This window comes from Aeromonas sp. FDAARGOS 1419, assembly GCF_019047045.1.
Taxonomy (GTDB): Bacteria; Pseudomonadota; Gammaproteobacteria; order Enterobacterales; family Aeromonadaceae; genus Aeromonas; species Aeromonas veronii.
This window is the reverse complement of sequence record NZ_CP077209.1, coordinates 2,090,591-2,109,469: the sequence shown is the minus strand read 5'-3', so window position 1 is coordinate 2,109,469 and position 18,879 is coordinate 2,090,591. Positions and strand designations below refer to the sequence as shown.

General features: G+C 56.0%; 16 protein-coding genes. 8 read left to right on the top strand and 8 right to left on the bottom strand.

What is annotated here, in order from left to right; translation table 11 throughout:
* Positions 1 to 57: 57 nt before the first annotated feature.
* Positions 58 to 2,043: an NACHT domain-containing NTPase gene (locus tag I6L49_RS09340; RefSeq protein ID WP_216951401.1), complete on the bottom strand. Its 1,986-nt coding sequence runs from the start codon at positions 2,041 to 2,043 to the stop codon at positions 58 to 60.
* A gap of 544 nt (positions 2,044 to 2,587) precedes the next feature.
* Here I6L49_RS09340 and I6L49_RS09335 point away from each other — a divergent pair.
* Together I6L49_RS09335 and I6L49_RS09330 are read left to right on the top strand one after the other, a co-directional pair.
* Entirely contained in the window at positions 2,588 to 2,965 is a 378-nt protein-coding gene (locus I6L49_RS09335; protein ID WP_216951399.1) for a hypothetical protein, read from the top strand.
* Between the two features lie 225 nt (positions 2,966 to 3,190).
* Positions 3,191 to 3,772, top strand: a complete 582-nt coding sequence (locus I6L49_RS09330) for a DUF1349 domain-containing protein (RefSeq protein WP_216951397.1) — start codon at positions 3,191 to 3,193, stop codon at positions 3,770 to 3,772.
* Between the two features lie 80 nt (positions 3,773 to 3,852).
* Here I6L49_RS09330 and rimO read toward each other — a convergent pair whose 3' ends face one another.
* The gene (rimO, locus tag I6L49_RS09325; protein WP_021231199.1) at positions 3,853 to 5,181 is read right to left on the bottom strand and encodes a 30S ribosomal protein S12 methylthiotransferase RimO; all 1,329 of its coding nucleotides are present in this window, start codon (positions 5,179 to 5,181) and stop codon (positions 3,853 to 3,855) included.
* A 292-nt stretch (positions 5,182 to 5,473) separates the two neighbouring features.
* On the opposite strand from rimO, the gene I6L49_RS09320 reads away from it, so the two are divergent.
* The gene (locus I6L49_RS09320) at positions 5,474 to 6,598 is read left to right on the top strand and encodes an HD-GYP domain-containing protein (RefSeq protein ID WP_042052982.1); all 1,125 of its coding nucleotides are present in this window, start codon (positions 5,474 to 5,476) and stop codon (positions 6,596 to 6,598) included.
* A 165-nt stretch (positions 6,599 to 6,763) separates the two neighbouring features.
* On the opposite strand, the gene I6L49_RS09315 is transcribed toward I6L49_RS09320, so the two are convergent.
* The 6 genes from I6L49_RS09315 to I6L49_RS09290 all read right to left on the bottom strand — a co-directional run bounded on the left by I6L49_RS09315 (position 6,764) and on the right by I6L49_RS09290 (position 10,779).
* Complete coding sequence (locus tag I6L49_RS09315; RefSeq protein ID WP_005338109.1) at positions 6,764 to 6,949, bottom strand: hypothetical protein; 186 nt, start codon at positions 6,947 to 6,949, stop codon at positions 6,764 to 6,766.
* Between the two features lie 42 nt (positions 6,950 to 6,991).
* The gene (locus tag I6L49_RS09310) at positions 6,992 to 7,573 is read right to left on the bottom strand and encodes a NifB/NifX family molybdenum-iron cluster-binding protein (protein ID WP_216951394.1); all 582 of its coding nucleotides are present in this window, start codon (positions 7,571 to 7,573) and stop codon (positions 6,992 to 6,994) included.
* On the bottom strand, positions 7,570 to 7,884 hold the full coding sequence (locus tag I6L49_RS09305; protein WP_005344221.1) for a DUF134 domain-containing protein: 315 nt from the start codon (positions 7,882 to 7,884) through the stop codon (positions 7,570 to 7,572). Before I6L49_RS09305 ends, I6L49_RS09310 begins: the two co-directional genes overlap by 4 nt.
* Before the next feature lie 225 nt (positions 7,885 to 8,109).
* The gene (locus I6L49_RS09300; protein ID WP_005359180.1) at positions 8,110 to 9,291 is read right to left on the bottom strand and encodes a dicarboxylate/amino acid:cation symporter; all 1,182 of its coding nucleotides are present in this window, start codon (positions 9,289 to 9,291) and stop codon (positions 8,110 to 8,112) included.
* A 192-nt stretch (positions 9,292 to 9,483) separates the two neighbouring features.
* The gene (locus tag I6L49_RS09295) at positions 9,484 to 10,035 is read right to left on the bottom strand and encodes a hypothetical protein (RefSeq protein WP_216951393.1); all 552 of its coding nucleotides are present in this window, start codon (positions 10,033 to 10,035) and stop codon (positions 9,484 to 9,486) included.
* A 105-nt stretch (positions 10,036 to 10,140) separates the two neighbouring features.
* Complete coding sequence (locus tag I6L49_RS09290; RefSeq protein WP_005359187.1) at positions 10,141 to 10,779, bottom strand: TetR family transcriptional regulator; 639 nt, start codon at positions 10,777 to 10,779, stop codon at positions 10,141 to 10,143.
* A 140-nt stretch (positions 10,780 to 10,919) separates the two neighbouring features.
* Between I6L49_RS09290 and I6L49_RS09285 the strand changes: the two genes are divergently transcribed.
* The 5 genes from I6L49_RS09285 (at position 10,920) to rfbA (ending at position 18,825) form a co-directional block, all read left to right on the top strand.
* On the top strand, positions 10,920 to 12,113 hold the full coding sequence (locus tag I6L49_RS09285) for an efflux RND transporter periplasmic adaptor subunit (protein ID WP_139742794.1): 1,194 nt from the start codon (positions 10,920 to 10,922) through the stop codon (positions 12,111 to 12,113).
* 17 nt (positions 12,114 to 12,130) lie between these two features.
* Positions 12,131 to 15,280 carry an efflux RND transporter permease subunit gene (locus tag I6L49_RS09280; RefSeq protein ID WP_216951391.1) on the top strand — a complete coding sequence of 1,050 codons (3,150 nt, stop codon included), beginning with the start codon at positions 12,131 to 12,133 and terminating at the stop codon, positions 15,278 to 15,280.
* Positions 15,281 to 15,861: 581 nt separating this feature from the next.
* A complete protein-coding gene (gene rfbB / locus I6L49_RS09275) occupies positions 15,862 to 16,947 on the top strand; it encodes a dTDP-glucose 4,6-dehydratase (RefSeq protein ID WP_216951389.1) in 1,086 nt (361 codons plus the stop codon).
* On the top strand, positions 16,947 to 17,834 hold the full coding sequence (rfbD, locus tag I6L49_RS09270) for a dTDP-4-dehydrorhamnose reductase (protein WP_113069998.1): 888 nt from the start codon (positions 16,947 to 16,949) through the stop codon (positions 17,832 to 17,834). Before rfbB ends, rfbD begins: the two co-directional genes overlap by 1 nt.
* 112 nt (positions 17,835 to 17,946) lie before the next feature.
* Positions 17,947 to 18,825 (top strand): glucose-1-phosphate thymidylyltransferase RfbA, encoded by an 879-nt coding sequence (gene rfbA / locus I6L49_RS09265; protein WP_216951387.1) that lies wholly within the window; start codon positions 17,947 to 17,949, stop codon positions 18,823 to 18,825.
* Positions 18,826 to 18,879 lie beyond the last annotated feature (54 nt).

The following is an 18,879-nucleotide window of genomic DNA, read 5'->3' as shown; positions in this document are numbered from 1 at the left end:
AACGCCCACACTCCCGAGTTGTGTTGTTTGTAGAAAATCCGATATCACTACTAACTTTTATTGTTGAATATATTTTTGAGTGACAGATGTAATGCCAGCATCAACAATACCACTTAGCAGAGTATCTTTTGATACAATCATCTTTATGTTATTCATTTCATCAATAACCTTGTCTGGGTATGCGCCAGAGAGAGGCATGACCATACAAATCAACGTACTCATATCAACATATGTGTTATTTGTTCTATTATGTTTTTGGATAATATCCAATGCTACTTCTGAATATGTTTTATTCGGGGACAACAGAATTTCATTTGATAATTTTCTATGTGAGCCAAGAGCTTGGACTAGAGTATCTCTAGTCTTGTCTATATAGAAATATGTATGCCTTATACCATCATCATCTAAGTGTGCAATTGGGTATGTTTTTGCACTATGATATATTTTTGATATTTCAATTTGGGACTTTGCAATATGTGAATATAGGTCATAACGAAAATCCCTTTGTATCGCTACACCCGCATTCATGCAACGATAAAGCAAAATCAATGTATCTATTCTTTTGCTCATGGTGGGATAGTTTTTAACACCTTCTAGACAGGATTTTTCTTTTAGAAAAGATAACACAGGTTCTGGGTCATCCATTAGTGCAATCATGAATACAATAATGGACATTGCTCGCACATTAGAAATGTTGGCTTTTACAAATGACATTTCTGCTCTTTTTGCGACTAATGATCTTGCCACAAAATACTCTTGAAAAGATATGTGACTAAAAGCATATGACTCTGCACTGTATCGCTCAAGTATTCCATGATGAGATTCTATTTCTTTGATTATATCTGTCGCATTAGATGTATCTTGACTGATAGAAAATAACTCAAGGAAAGACGATACCAATGGTATTAGTTCCTTGTCTGGGAAGATATAAAGGCCACCTTTATTGCAAAAAAACTCATATGCAACTTCTGCAAAAAGACGATGTTTTCTCTCATCTGTTAACGAGGAAAATGCGGTATCCCTTCTAAAACCTCGGCTTGTATCCCAAAGTCTTAATAAAGCATCCATACATCTGTTATATAACTCAATTTTTCTATTTGGTATATTTAGATCATTTGCATATTGGATGCAAAGTAAACTTAAAATCAAAGGGCTCTCAGTTAAAGAGTCAACATCCTTATCAATTGATAGATGTCTAATCAACTCTTTTGCCTTACTTGGCATTTTTTTAAACCAAGCCTTTATTATTTTGTGTGCAGCAGTAGTCGTTAGCCTACTTATTTCAACTTCATTGAATCCAGGAATTGTTCTTTCATAATCGGCCACTCTACAAGTAATTATTATTTTTGCCTTAGGATAATGCCTAGAAAAGTCTTCTATTAGTTTGTATGCTTGATCTCGGCCTGATAATGGCACTTCATCTAATGAGTCAAGTAGTACGGCTGCGCGTCCTTTATCAAGAGACCTTCTTACATATTCAATCGCGTATTCGCTGGTTTTTACTTTTATTTTTTCCGATATGTACTTAACAATATCTAATTTACTTTCAACTAGATCCGGAAGGGCAATAAAAAAAGGTATTTTTTTTGTTTCTAGCTTTGAGGTCTCAAATACCTCATCATCAATATATGATAAAGCGGTGTACTTTAGAAGAGTTGTTTTACCCGCCCCTGGGCCTGCTAAAACCACAATTCGATTGTTTTTTTCTATGTAATCATCTGCTCTCAAGTTTGTTTTGAGTTTTCTGCTCGGTACTAAACTTTGAGTTTTAGTGACACTATTTATATTTTCCCAGTCAACGTTATATAGTCTCCTGTTTATTGTTGTGGAGACTTGAGTTATAGAATAAATATCAATTAGTTTTACTGGCTCAGACATGCCTAATATTTGAACGTTTTCTACTAATGCTCTCACATAACTTCTGTTTGCATTTCTATATTTTTTAAGTAGATCTAAGCCTTCTGCTTTAGAGTTAATAGTGTTGAAAACTGACTCAATGGATTGTTTAATCGGTCCTTCAAGAACATTCTCTGGTTCAAACATTATTTTGTCTCGAAATAGTGATTGTTTTTCTATTATTTTTTTTGATGAGCATAAGATATTGTACTTAGTCAACGAATAAAAAATAACGTTACCGCCCCTAGATTACTGCTTTCGATGCGCTCCATGTACCTATGGTGGGCCTGGATGGTGCTATTGGCGCCGAATGGTTAGCATATCTTCAAGCCTCATACGCATACCAGTCAAAAGTTGGCGTAACTATCAGTAATGTCTTGTTTTTTGCGCTGGCTCAAAAAATCGCCCTGACTGGGAACTGGATTCCCATGGCCCTTGATTTTATTGGGATTGGAGGATGTGGTGAGAAAGTGGGGGGCAGGCTTACTGTTGGAGAAGGCTTTACGGGGACAATCCCGCTCTGCCAATCGGCGCTATAGTGCGGGCGATGGTTGCCCTGTGCCCGTCTCCCAAGCTGGCGAGGCGGGGGATCTGCGGCAACAATCAGCTGTTGCAATCACAGCCATTTGCAACACATCGTCATGCAAAAATGACCATGCAAACACATCACCAGAGAGAGAGGAGATCACCCATGAAGCGTACCATCCTGTTCGGCCTGCTCTGCGGCAGCGTGCTGCTGGCCAATCCGGTCTTTGCCAACGACGCAGCCCAGTTGCAGTGCGAGGCGCAGGCCGCAGCCAAAAAGCTTAACGGCGCCGCCAAGACCAGCTTTGTCGGCAAGTGCGTGAAAGATGCCGCTGGCACCGCGACCGGTGAGTGCGAGAAGGCGGCCGCCGACAAGAAGCTGGCCGGTGCGGCCAAGAACAGCTTTATCCAGAAGTGCGTGAAGACGGGCGCGGCGATGGATCCGGCGGCCAAGTGCGAGAAGGCGGCGGCCGACAAGAAGCTGGCTGGCGCGGCCAAGAACAGCTTTGTCCAGAAGTGCGTGAAGGATAGCGCCGCCAAGTAAGGCATTTTCTCATCCGGTGTGTTTGCGGGGGGCCATCAGGCCCCCCGCGCTTTTTGGGGCGCACTGATGGCGCAACGCACAAGCCTTGTATCGGGACGGCAATAGCGACACTATTGACTCCTTTTATAGGTTCCGCAGCGGCGCAGCCATGACCTGCCGTGATCGGGCGAGGCGCTGGCGAGCCCCATTTTTGCGGGATTACGCGCGATAAGGGAGCAAAGCAGGATGATGGAAGGGACGCAATGGCGCTGGCTCAATGAACCGGCCCAGTGGCACCAGACAGACGACGGTTTGCAGGTGGTAACGGACCAGCAGACCGATTTTTGGCGCAGCACCTGGTATGGCTTCGAGCGCCACAGTGGGCATCTCTATAGCTGCGAGGTGGCGGGGGAGTTTACCTTTCAGGTCTGCGTCGAAGGGGAGTTCACCACCCTCTACGATCAGGCGGGGCTGATGCTGCTGCAAGACGAGGCGCACTGGCTGAAAGCGGGGATCGAGTACAACGATGCCCAGCCGATGATCGGCAGCGTGCTGACCAATCCGCGCTCTGACTGGGCCACTGGCATTTTCCCCGGTAATCCGCGTCGCTTCTGGCTGCGGCTGACCCGGCTGGCCGATTGCCTGCGTTTGCAATACTCCACCGATGGCAAGGTGTGGCCGCTGCTGCGCCTCGCCCCGTTTCCGCCAAGCGAGCGCTGTTTTATCGGGGTGATGTGCTGCACGCCGGAGCGGCAGGGGCTGGCGGTGCGCTTCTCTGACTTGCGCCTCACGCCGCCCCTTGGCAAGGCGCTCCATGATTTGAGCTAGGCCAGCGGTTTTGCCTGCGACATTCAAGCAATAAAAAAGCGCCCGCAGGCGCTTTTTTCATTTGGCCGGTAGAGCCTCAATTAGCTGATCAGGCTGGCCCACAGGTCATATTCGTCGGATTCGTCGATCCGTACCTTGACCATGTCCCCCGGCTTGAGGCCGGTTTCGCCGTTGAGGTAGACCAGACCGTCGATCTCCGGTGCATCGGCAAAGGAGCGGCCAGTGGCGCCCTCTTCGTCCACTTCGTCGATGATAACGGTCATCTCCTGACCCACTTTGCGGGCCAGTTTGCGGATGGAGACCTGCTGTTGCAGCTCCATAAAGCGCTGGAAGCGCTCTTCCTGAATCTCTTCCGGTACCGGATCCGGCAGCTCGTTGGCCAGCGCCCCTTCGACCGGGCTGTATTTGAAGCAGCCGACCCGATCCAGCTCCGCCTTGTCGATAAAGTCCAGCAGCATCTGGAAATCTTCCTCGGTCTCGCCCGGGAAGCCGACGATAAAGGTGGAGCGCAGGGTGATCTGCGGGCAGATCTCGCGCCACTTCTGGATCCGCTCCAGGGTGCGCTCGACCGTACCCGGGCGCTTCATCAGTTTCAGGATGCGCGGGCTGGCGTGCTGCAACGGAATATCGAGGTAGGGCAGTACCTTGCCATCGCGCATCAGCGGGATGACGTCATCTACGTGCGGGTAGGGGTAGACGTAGTGCAGTCGCACCCAGATATCGAGCTTGGCCAGCTCTTCGCACAGGGCGACCATGCTGGTCTTGACCGGCATACCGTCGTAGAAACCGGTGCGGTGCTTCACATCGACGCCGTAGGCGGAGGTGTCCTGGGAGATCACCAGCAGCTCCTTCACGCCGGCCTCTTTCAGACGCTTGGCTTCGGCCAGCACGTCGCCGATGGGGCGGCTCACCAGATCCCCGCGCATGGAGGGGATGATGCAGAAGGTGCAGCGGTGGTTGCACCCTTCGGAAATCTTCAGATAGGCGTAGTGTCGCGGGGTCAGCTTGACGCCGTGGGCCGGAACCAGACTGGTGAAGGGGTTGTGCTGCGGCTTCTCCACATATTTGTGGACGTGACCCAGCACCTCTTCGTAGGCGTGGGGACCGGTGATCTCGAGCACCTTGGGGTGGATCTCGCGGATCTGATTCTCTTTGGCGCCAAGGCAACCGGTGACGATCACCTTGCCGTTCTCGGCCAGCGCTTCGCCGATCGCTTCCAGCGACTCTTGCACGGCGCTGTCGATAAAGCCGCAGGTGTTGACGACGACCAGCTCGGCATCGTCATAGCTGGGCACCACATCGTACCCTTCGGTACGCAGCTGGGTCAGGATGCGTTCTGAATCGACCAGGTTTTTGGGGCAACCCAGGGAGACGAATCCTACTTTGGGGGCCTGTTTTGTGTTGGACATCGCTCAATCACTCTTAGGTGGCTCTTCTTTAAGGGCGCGGATTTTACCGGAATGGTTAACCAAAAACTATACAGCCAGCATGGCAGAACCGAACAATATCTCCGACCAGGCAAGATTGGGCCGCACCAACAGTCGCTGATAGCGCGCCCTTTGTAGGGCTATTGCCTCTGCCATGCAGGCTTGTTGTGGGGATGCTGCTTTGTTGATTTTTCTGTCAATTTTGACGCTGTGGCGGGGAGAGCGTCAAAGGGAGTCACTATACTTCCATCACGGGGTCCCGTTGGAGAAGGCGATGGAAAGTTCATTTGGCGAAAAAATGCAGAGCGTACATGCCACGCTCAGGCAGCGTTTTGACAAGCTGAGTCGGGTGGCCATCGCGATTTACGATCCCCATACCGATCAGCTCAAGACCTTTGCTCATAGCACCGAGGGCCCCTCGCCGCTGGTGCAATATGAGGTGAAGCTGAGCGATGTTCCCTCCCTGAGTTATCTGGCGGAGCACAAGCAGCCCCGGGTGCTCAGCAATCTCGATGCCCTGCGTGGCTCGGCATCGGAGCACAGCCGCAAGGTGCTGGAGGCGGGCTATGCCTCCAGCTATACCGAGCCGCTGCTGTTCAACAGCAAGCTGTTTGGCTTTCTGTTTTGCGATGCCATGGAGCCGGGATACTTCGAGGAGCCGATCCGCAGCGAGCTGTCGGCCTATGCCCAGGCGCTCTCGGCCATCATTGCGGTGGAGTTTTTCTCCATCCAGACCCTTGGCGGCGCGCTGACCACGGCGCGGGAGTTCAGCCGTTATCGGGATGAGGAGACCGCCAACCATTTGCACCGGATGTCTGCCTACTCCCGGCTGATCGCCAAGACGCTGGCCCCGACTTGCGGGCTGAGCGATGAGGAGGTGGAGTTTATCTACCTCTTCTCCGAGCTGCACGACATCGGCAAGATCGCGGTGCCGGATGCCATTTTGCTCAAGCCGGGCAAGCTGACGCCGGAAGAGTTCGAGATCATGAAGATCCACCCCGGCAAGGGGCGGGAGATGATCAGCCTGATGATCAACGAGTTTGGTCTCGATGGCATTCATCACACCGACATGCTGACCAATATCATCGCCAGCCATCACGAGCGTTTCGACGGTACCGGCTATCCGCTGGGGCTGGCGGGTGAGGCGATCCCTTTGGCGGCGCGCATCGTGACGGTGGCCGATGTGTTTGATGCCCTGACCAGCGAGCGCCCCTATAAGAAGGCATGGCCGTTCGAGACGGCGTTTGCCTATCTGGAGGAGCATGCCGGCAGCCAGTTTGATCCCGCCTGTGTCGCCGCGGCCCTGCACAACAAGGCCGAGTTTTATGCCATCTATCAGCAGTATCAGGATCCGGCCTGCTCTGCGAGCGTGGCGGCCAGCGGCGCCGAGCCGGGTTGAGCGCGTGTGATGAGCGTAAGGGGGGGAAAGAGGCGGTTCAAGCATGGCGAGGAGTAAATAGAGAGGGGGCACCAGCAGGTGCCCCCTCTCTTTTATGTGCCCCTCGATTCCACGCGCCCTTTTTTTGCCGACCTTCTATCTGCGGTTATGGCGTGTGCGGTCAGGTTATTTTTTGGGCGTCGGCTCGCTGATCTGGTAGAGGTGATCCGCGCAGGCGCTGGAGCAGCCACAGGGACGCACCTCTTTATCTTCCCGCTTCTGGGCAAGCTGGTATTGGCGCCACCAGATGATGGTGCCCATGGCCAGGATCAACACGAACGAGGCGAGCAGGCTCAACAACCAGATGGACATGATCTCTTCTCCTTGATGGTGATGACATGCACAGCGATGGCATCAGTGATGATGGCAGCAACCGCCCTGCTGGTTGGCACCTTCACTGCCGTGGCAACAAGTATGGCCTTGCAGTGGGCTCTCTGCCTGATTGCCACTACTGGCGCAACAGTGATCGGAGCCACTGTTGCAACCACCATGACAATGGCTATGACTCTGGCCTGCGCCGAGGGGCTGGATGGCACGGATAGTCGCCTTGCTCTGATGACGACGAGACGGACGCCCCTGACTGGCCTCGGTAAGAGGTTGCAAATTGGTGGGGGCCAGCAGTGCGGGCAGCGGCAGGCGGGCAGAGCGACACTGCAGCACCCGGATATTGGCTGCCAGCAGGCGCCCCAGCATTCGCTCGCCGATATTGCGCACCACCACCTGACCCACCTTATGATGGGCTAGTGCGTCGAGCAGCGCTTGCTTGCCGTGGCAGCCTTCGGCTGCGGCCGGATTGGCCAGGGTGGCGATAACGTTCCCTTCGGGGTTAAGAATTTGCAGCTGCTCGGCACGGGTAAAGTGGCCAGCCAGCAACCCCTGACTCAGCATCAGGGCGCTGTTGCCGGGGTTGGTGGTCATGGTTGTGACAGCATTCATGTCGGCTCTTCTCCACTGGTTTGGTGGTCGGGCTCGGCGGGTTGCATCATCAATGCCTTGCCCAGACTCAGACACTCCACCACCTTGTAACGCCCTTTTTTCAGGATATTGGCCAGGGTCTGGCGGGAGACCCCCATCACCAGGGCGGCCTCCTGCTGCTGCATTCCTTGAAGGTCGACGAGGCGCAGTGCCTCGAACTCATCAGGGGCCAGCGTGACCTGTTCCAGCTGATGCATGGGGCGGCCGTTGGGTTTGAAGCAGCTGTTGGCGGGGCGGCCACAGATCTGGCGGGCAATCTTGGGTCTTGGCATGGTGGCTCCTAATTGGCATAAGCCATTTATACGCTCATATGTGGCATATGCCAATAATTTTGTCGGGTGTAGAGAGCTGCGCGAATGCTGTTTACGGCAGAGGGGGGTAAAGAGAGGGAGGAGGAATACGTACAAAAGCAGTGAAGGTGGCAGAAACGACGCAGGCCCGAGCAGAGGTTCGGGCCTGCGGTTTTTGCAGAGGATGGTCGGGCCTTCTCGGCGAGCTTATGCCTGTTCGGCCTCGGCCACGGGGGCTGCGCTCTCGCTACCGTTGGCGAAGCGATCCGCCCACAGGGCAATCACACCGTCACCGGTGACGTTGCAGGCGGTGCCGAAGCTGTCCTGCGCCAGATAGAGGGCGATCATCAGGGCGATGGAGGCTTCACCGAAACCGAGCATGGAGGTGAGCAGACCCAGCGCCGACATCACGCCACCACCCGGGGCGCCCGGGGCGGCGATCATGATCACCCCCAGCATCATGATGAAGGGGAGCATGGTCTCGATGCCCGGAATGGCCAGATGCTCGGAGAGGAACATCACCGCGGTGGCACAGGTGACCAGGGTAATGGTGGAGCCACAGAGGTGAATGGTGGCGCACAGGGGCACGGTGAAGTTGGCGATACCGTCGCTCACCCCGTTGTTCTTGCTCGATTGCAGAGCGACCGGAATGGTGGCGGCGCTCGACATGGTCCCCAGCGCGGTAAAGTAGGCGGGTAGCATGTTCTTGATGAGCTGGGCCGGTGAGCGGCCAAGGGCCAGACCGGTACCCACGAACAGTACGGAGAGCCAGATCCAGTGCATCAGGATCGCCATCACCAGCACCACGCCGAAGGTTTTCAGGGTAGCGAATACGGTGCCTTCTACCGTCATCTCGACAAAGACGCCCGCGATATAGAACGGCAGCAGCGGGATGATCACCTTGGCCAGAAGGCGGTCGATGATGTCACGACCCTGATCGGCGACCCGGCGCAGATCGGTGGCCTGGGTGGCGCTGATGCCAATGCCGAACACGAAGGCGGCGGCCAGTGCCGACATCACGCCAAACAGCGGCGGGATCTCCAGATTGACGTAGGAGGCGAGCTTGATAGCCGTGGCCGTGGTGGGCTCGGCGGCGGTGGTGAACTGCGGGATCAGGTGGCTCGCCACGGTAAAGGCGAACAGCCCCGCCAGAATGGTGGAGCAATAGGAGAGGGCCACGGTTTTGCCCAGCAGCTTGCCGGAGTTTTTCGGCAGGCTGGCGATGCCGCTCATGATAAAGAACAGAATGATGAGCGGAATGGTGAAGGTGATCAGCTGACCTATCACTGTCTTGGCCGTAAACAGCACGCGCGCCACCCACTCAGGGGCGTAGAGACCGAGCAAGAGACCGGCAAGGATGCCAGCAATGAGTTTCAGGACAAGTTTCATAAGGAAATCCGGAGTTGGTTGTATTGTCTGTTTTGTTATTAAAATTTGATATTAATCACACTTTTTAACACGTAAGCCGTGTTATGTCTGCCTTTTCTGCGTTAACGCCGAGTTAAATATTGTCGAAAGCCAAGATCGCCGACTAGCTGTCGGCTTGGTGTTGAACGGGAAAATCCGTGATGAATTAGCCCGTTAGGTGGCCTGATGATCGCCACGCAGCAACATAACGTACTGGCTGGCGTGTTGATTTGAGGAATCTGACGTACTGGCTGATACGGTTTCCATTGGAGCCAATTGCAGCGCTATCCCGGATGTGGTGACCAGTTGTTGTAGCTGAGCGTGACTTATCTTGCCGCTTGGCGGCAGGGGGAAGCAGAGCGGAGCGCCCGCTTTGAGCAGGGTCGCCAGCTGTTGCAACAGGGGGACAAGGGTGGCCACGTCGTCATCAAGCGGGCGGCTTAGCCAGGTCCCATCGTAAGGGAGCACCGAGTGCATCTTCGCCAGCGGGCAGACCCGCACAGCTTGTCCGGATTGCTGCGAAGCAACTCTGGCGTCAGCCAGCACCGCTTCGCAGGCGGTGACCACATACCCTTCTGCACGCAGCCAGCAGAGATCCTCCCCCGTACCGCATTGACCATTGAGCAGGTGAGCACCGGGTGTGAGACGTGCCACAAAGGCAGCCCGAGCGCGGGCATGCTGGTCGTTCAATGGCCGGGAAGCGGGGATGGCGTCAGAGTGTGGCACAGGGGTTACCTCAAGCAGGGGGCGCACAGGGTAACAAATCGGGGCCTGACTGCCAAAGCGCGCGGTCAGGCCCCGATCTGGATGTGAGGAAGTTGCCGGAGCCGGTTAGCGGCCGCAGGCAGGCCCGTGGGGCTGGGCCAGCATGGTGAACATGCTCTCTATCATAAAGGCGGATTCGCCCTGCAGGTCGATCCGCCCCGGAAAGTGGAGCCAGTTGATGATGTAGCCATCCAGAGTGCAGTGGAGCAGGGTGGCGGCGCGCTGCAGGTTGAGGTTGGCTGGCAACTGGCCCCGCCGTACCGCATTGGCCAGGGTGGTCTCCAGGTCTCGAAAGAAGTTGGCGGACTGGCTGCGGATATGCTCGCGCAGTGAGATGGCTTCCCCCTCCAGCGATTCGAGATTGAACAGTATGGTGAACATCTGCCGCTGGGCCGGATTGTGAATGAAGCTGTGGAGTACCCCTTCGAAGAAGAGGCGCAGTTGCCCCAGCGGATCCGGCTCATCTGGATTGAGGCAGGCATCGAGCTGGTGGGCGAGGGGGCTGCAGAGCTCCTGCCAGAGCGAAATGAAGAGTTCATCCTTGTTCTTGAAGTGCCAATAGATGGCCCCGCGGGTCAGGTCTGCCGCCCTGGCGATGTCGGTCAGGCTGGTCTTGGCCAGGCCCTGAGAGCAGAACAGATCCAGCGCCGTGCTCATGATGTGGCAGCGGGTTTGCTGCGCCTCTTCTTTGGTTCGTCTGGCCATCGAAATTTGTGCCTCATGCAAGTAAAAAGTCACTTACATACATTTATGAATGTATGTATATTGCCTCATCTTTCGACTATTTACCAACAGGGCCCATGCGGCCCTGATTGTTCATTGACTGGCAAAGGCTCAGGTGTTTCATGCATAAACATATTCTTGCTCGTTCAGTTGGTCTTGCCTTGCTGGCTACAGGCTTGCTGGCAGGTTGTGGTGACAAGGGGGGGGCACCCCAGGGACAGGGCGGTATGCCGCCTGCGGCGGTCAACGTGGTGACCCTGCAGAGCGGTCCGCTGATGTTGACCACCGAGTTGACCGGCCGCAGCGCCCCGTTGCGAGTGGCCGAAGTGCGTCCGCAGGTGAGCGGCATCATCCTCAAGCGCCTCTTTACCGAGGGAAGCGATGTGAAGGCGGGCGATCTGCTCTATCAGATCGATCCGGCTGTCTATCAGGCGGCGGTTGCCAGCGCCAAGGCCAATCTGGCCAAGGCCGAGGCCAACGAGCAGAGTGCCCGCCTCAAGGCGCAGCGCTATCAGGAGCTGCTCAAGGTCAAATCCATCAGCCGTCAGGACTATGACGACGCCGACGCCAGCTGGAAGCAGGCCAAGGCCGAGATCATGGCGAGCAAGGCGGCCCTGCGCACTGCCGAGATCAATCTCGGTTACACCCGCATCACCGCCCCCATCAGTGGCCGCATCGGTAAATCCGCGGTGACCGAGGGGGCACTGGTGACCGCCCAGCAGGCTGACAGCCTGACCGCCATTCAGCAGCTGGATCCCATGTATGTGGATGTGCGTCAGTCCACCGCTGATCTGCTGCGCCTCAAGCGACTGGTCGCCGAGGGCAAGTTGACCCAGGACGAGCAGAAGGGGGCCAAGGTAACCTTCCAGTTGGAAGATGGCTCCACTTATGGCGAAGAGGGCTCGCTGCAGTTCTCCGATGTGACCGTAGACGAGACCTCCGGCATGGTGACCCTGCGGGTGATTGTGCCCAACCCTCATCAGCTGCTGCTGCCCGGCATGTTCATGCGCGCGACCCTGCAAGAGGGTGAGCGGGCGCAAGGGCTGCTGGTGCCGCAAACGGCCGTGACTCGCACCCCCAATGGCGGCGCCACCGTGATGGTGGTGACTGCTGATAACAAGGTGGAGCTACGCAACGTGCAGTTGAGCCGGGTCGTCGGCAGCAACTGGGTGGTGGAGTCAGGGCTCACCTCCGGCGAGCGGGTGATCGTGGCTGGCTTGCAGAAAGTACGACCGGGCGCCGTGGTCAATCCCGCCGAGCAGGGTGCTGATGCACCGTCTACTCAAGCTGCGTCCAACCCCCCGGCCAACAAGTAGGATGGAGTAGTCGCCTCATGGCTCGATTTTTTATAGACAGACCCATTTTTGCCTGGGTTATCGCACTGGTGATCATGCTGGCGGGCAGCCTGGCCATCATCAAACTGCCGGTCGCCCAGTATCCGAGCATTGCGCCGCCCGCTGTCGGTATTTCTGCCAGCTATCCGGGCGCATCCGCCAAAACGGTGGAAGACTCGGTGACCCAGATCATCGAACAGAACATGACCGGGCTGGATCACCTGCTCTACATGTCCTCCCAGTCTGACTCCGCGGGGCGGGTGTCGGTGACCCTCACCTTCCAGCCGGGGACCGATCCCGATATTGCCCAGGTGCAGGTGCAGAACAAGCTGCAGCAAGCGATGTCGCTGCTGCCGCAAGAGGTGCAGCAGCAGGGGATCCGGGTGCAGAAGACCTCCAGCAGCTTCCTGATGGTCGCGGCCTTCATCTCCAGTGATGGCTCGATGAACAACGACGATCTGGCGGACTATGTGGTCTCCAACATCAAGGAGCCTCTGAGTCGTCTGGACGGGGTAGGGGATATCACCTTGTTCGGCAGCCAGTACTCCATGCGGGTCTGGCTCGATCCCAACAAACTCAACCGGGTGCAGATGACCCCGGGTGATGTGCAGGCGGCCATCAAGGCGCAGAACGCCCAGGTGGCGTTCGGCAAGCTGGGTGGTACTCCGTCGGTGGAAGATCAGCAGTTCACTGCGACTATCATGGGGCAAACCCGGCTCTCTACCGTGGAGCAGTTCAACGACATCCTGCTGCGGGTGAATCAGGATGGCTCCAAGGTACGGCTGAAAGATGTGGCCCGGGTCGAGCTGGCGGGCGAAAGCTATGACGCCGATGCGCTCTACAACGGCCAGTCTACCGCAGCGGTTGCCATCAAGCTGGCGACCGGTGCCAATGCGCTGGATACCGCCGAGAAGGTGCGTGCCAAGCTCAATGAGCTGTCGGATTACTTCCCGGCCAACATGGAGATCGTCTACCCCTACGACACCACGCCGTTTGTGAAGATCTCCATCGAGGAGGTGGTGCAGACCCTGATCGAGGCGATCTTCCTGGTGTTCTGCGTCATGTATCTGTTCCTGCAGAACTTCCGCGCCACCCTGATCCCGACCATTGCGGTGCCTGTGGTGCTGCTCGGTACCTTCGGGGTGATGGCGGCGTTTGGTTTCTCCATCAACACCCTCACCATGTTCGGTATGGTGCTGGCCATCGGCCTGCTGGTGGATGACGCCATCGTGGTGGTAGAGAACGTGGAGCGGCTGATGAGCGAGGAGGATCTCTCCCCGCTGGAAGCGACCCGCAAGTCGATGACCCAGATCACCGGCGCGCTGGTGGGGATCGCGTTGGTGCTCTCCGCCGTGTTCGTGCCGATGGCCTTCTTCGGCGGCTCGACCGGCGCCATCTATCGCCAGTTCTCATTGACCATCGTCTCAGCCATGGTGCTGTCGGTGTTGGTGGCGTTGATCCTGACCCCGGCGCTCTGTGCCACCCTGCTCAAGCCGATGAAACATGGCGAGTTTGGTGCCAAGCGCGGCTTCTTTGGCTGGTTCAACCGCGCCTTTGATGCGGGGACCAACCGCTATCAGAGCGGTGTGCGCAAGGTGATCAAGCAGGGCGTGCGCTACAGCCTGATCTACGGTGCCATGCTGGCGGTACTGGCAGTGCTCTTTATGCGGATGCCCACCTCCTTCCTGCCGGAAGAGGATCAGGGGGTCATCATGTCCATGGTGCAACTGCCGGTGGGGGCGACCAAGCAGCGCACCGAGGTGGTGCTGGCGGACATGCGCGACTACTTCCTGAAAAACGAGAAGGATAACGTTGACTCCGTACTGACCGTATCCGGCTTCAGCTTCGCCGGTAGTGGCCAGAATGCGGGGATGGCCTTTATCAAGCTCAAGGACTGGAGCGAGCGCAAGAGCCTGGATCGCAGCGCCAATGCCATCATCGGCCGCGCCATGGGCTATCTGTTCAGCATCAAGGAGGCGCAAGTGTTCGCATTTAACCTGCCTCCGATCCCGGAGCTGGGTACGGCGACCGGTTTTGACTTCTTCCTGCAGGATCGCGGCGGTATCGGTCACGACAAGCTGATGGCGGCGCGCAACCAGCTGCTCGGCATGGCGGCGCAGGATCCCACCCTGGTGCGAGTGCGTCCGAACGGGATGGAAGATACGCCGCAGCTCGATATCAAGATCGACTACGAGAAGGCACTGGCGCAGGGGCTATCTATCGCGGATATCAACAACACCCTGGCTACCGCTTGGGGATCGTCCTACGTCAATGATTTCGTTGACCGTGGCCGGATCAAGAAGGTCTATATGCAGGCGGACGCCCCCTTCCGGATGAACCCGGAAGACCTGAAACTCTGGTATGTGCGCAACAGTGCCGGTCAGATGGTGCCCTTCTCTGCCTTTGCCAGCACCGAGTGGAGCTTCGGCTCGCCGCGTCTGGAGCGTTACAACGGCGTGCCGGCGATGGAGATCGTCGGAGAGGCGGCGCCTGGCAAGAGTACCGGTGATGCGATGGCCGCCATCGAGCAGATGGTGAAACAGCTACCGGAAGGGGTGGGTATCGAGTGGACCGGGCTCTCCTTCCAGGAGCGGCAGGCCGGTTCACAGGCTCCTGCGCTCTACGCCATCTCCTTGTTGGTGGTGTTCCTCTGTCTGGCAGCCCTCTACGAGAGCTGGAGCATTCCGTTCTCGGTGATGCTGGTGGTGCCGCTCGGGGTATTGGGGGCTATTGTGGCCGCAACCTTGCGTGGGTTGGAGAACGACGTCTACTTCCAGGTGGGCCTGCTCACCACCATAGGCTTGTCGGCGAAAAACGCGATTTTGATCGTGGAATTTGCCAAAGAGCTCTATGACAAAGGGATGGGCTTGGGTGAGGCGGTGGTGGAGGCGGCACGTCTGCGTCTGCGTCCGATCCTGATGACCTCGCTCGCCTTTATCCTCGGGGTGCTGCCGCTGGTGATCAGCTCCGGCGCCGGTGCCAGCAGCCGTAACGCCATCGGTACCGGCGTGATGGGGGGGATGATCAGTGCCACCGTTCTGGCCATCTTCTTCGTACCGCTATTCTTCGTGTTGGTGATGCGTTACTTCACTAGCCACAAGAGTAAAGAGTCGCGCATGGCTGCAGCAGTTGAGTCAAAAGGTGACTGATGGCATGCAGGTTGAGCTAATTTGAATAGAGTCCAATAAATCGCCAGTCAGCTTTGGTCTGGCTGACAATCAAACAGGGCAACCCAATGGGTTGCCCTGTTTTTTGGTTAAAAATGTAAGCAAAAATTGCTTGGTTGTAAGAGGTAAAGCGTGACCCGAGCAGGCATTTCGTGACCTTGAGGTTGTGATGAGTCTCAAGTTGCCCCCATCACAAAATACTTTCGACTGTTCATCTTTGGGAAAAACGGGATAGAATTCCCTATCAAATCGGGCTGGTGCAGTGTGCCAACTCGCGGCATGTCCGTGAGAGAGGGTTGCGATCAACGCTGCCAAGACATAACGATGCTGGAGGCATGATGACCAAAGGCGTGAACAATATGGTAAAAAGCAGCAAGCTGGGGGCTGTAACCCAGGGGCGGTAGCCATGATGTTTGCCTGTCATCAATGTAACTTTTGCTTTGTCTAAAATGTCAGCTCTCGGATATTGAGTGAATTTTAGAGATTGCTTCAGCTCTTCAGCGTTTACTCCATTTCAGTCCGCACCTATCACATATCAACTCTTCGCAAGAGATAACATATCTATGAAAATTCTCGTTACCGGTGGCGCTGGTTTTATCGGCTCTGCCGTGGTGCGCCATATCATCCATGATACTCAGGATGCAGTCATCAATCTCGATAAACTCACCTATGCCGGCAATCTGGAATCCTTGGCCGATGTCTCGTCCAGCGATCGTTATACCTTCGAACAAGTAGATATCTGCAACCGTTCCGAGCTGGATCGGGTTTTTGCCCAGCATCAGCCGGATGCGGTGATGCATCTGGCTGCCGAGAGCCATGTTGACCGCTCCATCACAGGGCCGGCTGACTTTATCGAGACCAATATCGTCGGCACCTATCTGTTGCTGGAAGCGGCTCGCGCTTACTGGAACGGCCTGGACGAGGTACGCAAGGCGGCCTTCCGCTTCCACCATATCTCCACCGATGAGGTGTATGGTGATCTGCCCCATCCGGATGAAGTCGCCGTCGGTGAACCATTGCCGCTCTTCACTGAAACCACCCCCTATGCCCCCAGCAGCCCCTATTCTGCATCCAAGGCCTCCAGCGACCATCTGGTGCGCGCCTGGCGCCGCACCTACGGTCTGCCTACCATCGTCACCAACTGCTCCAACAACTACGGCCCGTATCACTTCCCCGAGAAGCTGATCCCGTTGGTTATTCTTAACGCGCTGGATGGCAAGCCGTTACCTGTCTATGGCAAGGGCGACCAGATCCGTGACTGGCTCTATGTGGAAGACCACGCGCGCGCGCTCTACAAGGTGGTGACCACTGGCTTGGTCGGAGAGACCTACAACATTGGCGGTCACAACGAGAAGCAGAATCTGGAGGTGGTACACACCATCTGCGATCTGCTGGACGAGATGGTGCCGAAGGCGGGCTCTTATCGTGAGCAAATCACCTATGTGGCGGATCGCCCCGGCCACGATCGCCGCTATGCCATCGATGCGACCAAGATGAGCAGTGAGCTTGCTTGGCAACCGCAAGAGACCTTTGAATCCGGTATTCGCAAAACTGTGCAGTGGTATCTGGATAACCAGCAGTGGGTCAACAACGTCAAGAGCGGTGCCTACCAATCCTGGATTGAGCAGAATTACGGGGAGCGTACCTGATGCATATTTTGCTGTTTGGCAAAAACGGCCAGGTCGGTTGGGAGCTGCAACGTGCACTGGCCCCGCTGGGCCGCATCACTGCCGTTGATTTTGACTCCACCGATTATTGTGGCGATTTCAGCAACCCGGCAGGGGTGGCCGATACGGTACGTCTGGTCAAGCCGGACGTGATTGTCAACGCCGCGGCCCATACCGCAGTCGACAAGGCGGAGAGCGAGCGGGAGTTTGCCGAGCTGCTCAACGCGACCAGTGTAGCGGCGATCGCCAAAGAAGCGGAAGCATTGGGTGCCTGGTTGGTGCATTACTCCACCGACTATGTGTTCGATGGCAGCGGTGAGCGCCCCTGGGTAGAAACCGATGCAACCGCCCCGCTCAACGTCTACGGTGAAACCAAGCTGGCGGGTGAGCAAGGTGCATCCCTCTGCTCCCGTCATCTGATCTTCCGTACCAGCTGGGTCTATGCCGCCCGCGGCGCCAACTTTGCCAAGACCATGCTGCGCTTTGGCAAAGAGCGTAGCGAGATGTCAGTCATCAATGACCAGTTCGGCGCTCCGACCGGTGCCGAGTTGCTGGCCGATTGCACTGCCCATGCTCTCCGCGTGGCGCAGCGCAAACCCGAGGTCGCCGGGCTGTACCATCTGATTGCCTCTGGTACAACAACCTGGTTTGACTACGCCCAGCTGGTGTTTGCCAAAGCCAGAGAAGCCGGCGTTGAACTGGCTGTGACACAGCTCAATGCGGTGCCGACCAGTGCCTTCCCGACCCCGGCCAAACGCCCCCATAACTCCCGCCTTGATACTGGTAAATTCCAGCGCACCTTCGATCTGGTGCTGCCGGACTGGACAGTCGGTGTGGAGCGGATGTTGACCGAGATCCTCGGCAAGTAAATCACTGGCCAGAGATGTAGTGACTGCCTCCCTGGCTGGCAGGGATAAAACAGGAAGGTGTGGCCGCAAGCCACCTTTTTCTTTTGCAATTTAAAAATAAGAAACAAGCATCATGACCAAACGTAAAGGCATTATTCTGGCCGGTGGTTCTGGCACCCGTCTCTATCCAGTCACCATGGCGGTGAGCAAGCAGCTGCTGCCCATCTATGATAAGCCGATGATCTACTACCCGCTCAGCACCCTGATGCTGGCGGGGATTCGCGATATTTTGATCATCAGCACGCCGCAAGATACTCCCCGCTTTGAGCAATTGCTGGGTGATGGCAGTCAGTGGGGCCTGAACTTGCAATACATGGTACAGCCAAGCCCGGACGGATTGGCTCAGGCCTTTATTTTGGGTGAAGAGTTTATCGGGTCAGACCCCTGTGCGCTGGTGCTGGGGGACAACATCTTCTACGGCCACGACCTGCAGAAGCAGTTGGCGGCGGCAGCGGCCAAAGAGAGTGGCGCTACCGTCTTTGCCTACCATGTGCATGACCCCGAGCGTTATGGGGTGGTGGAATTTGATAAAGAGGGTACCGCTATCTCTCTGGAAGAGAAGCCACTGGAGCCCAAGAGCAACTATGCGGTGACCGGCCTCTATTTCTACGACAACGGCGTGGTGGAAATCGCCAAGAGCCTGAAGCCATCGCCCCGTGGTGAGCTGGAAATTACCGATGTGAACCGTATCTACCTGGAGCAAGGCAATCTGTCGGTGGCCATGATGGGCCGTGGTTATGCCTGGCTGGATACCGGTACCCATGAAAGCCTGATTGAAGCGAGCAACTTTATTCAGACCATCGAGACCCGTCAGGGGTTGAAAGTGGCTTGTCCGGAAGAGATCGCCTATCGCCAGAAGTTTATCAGTGCCGACCAGATACGTGAGCTTGCTGCGCCATTGGCGAAGAATGCCTATGGACAATATTTGCTAAAAATGGTTGCCAAAGCCTGATGTGATATAGGGGGGAGGGAAGATGCTCCCCCCATAAAAATTGAATCAAATGTG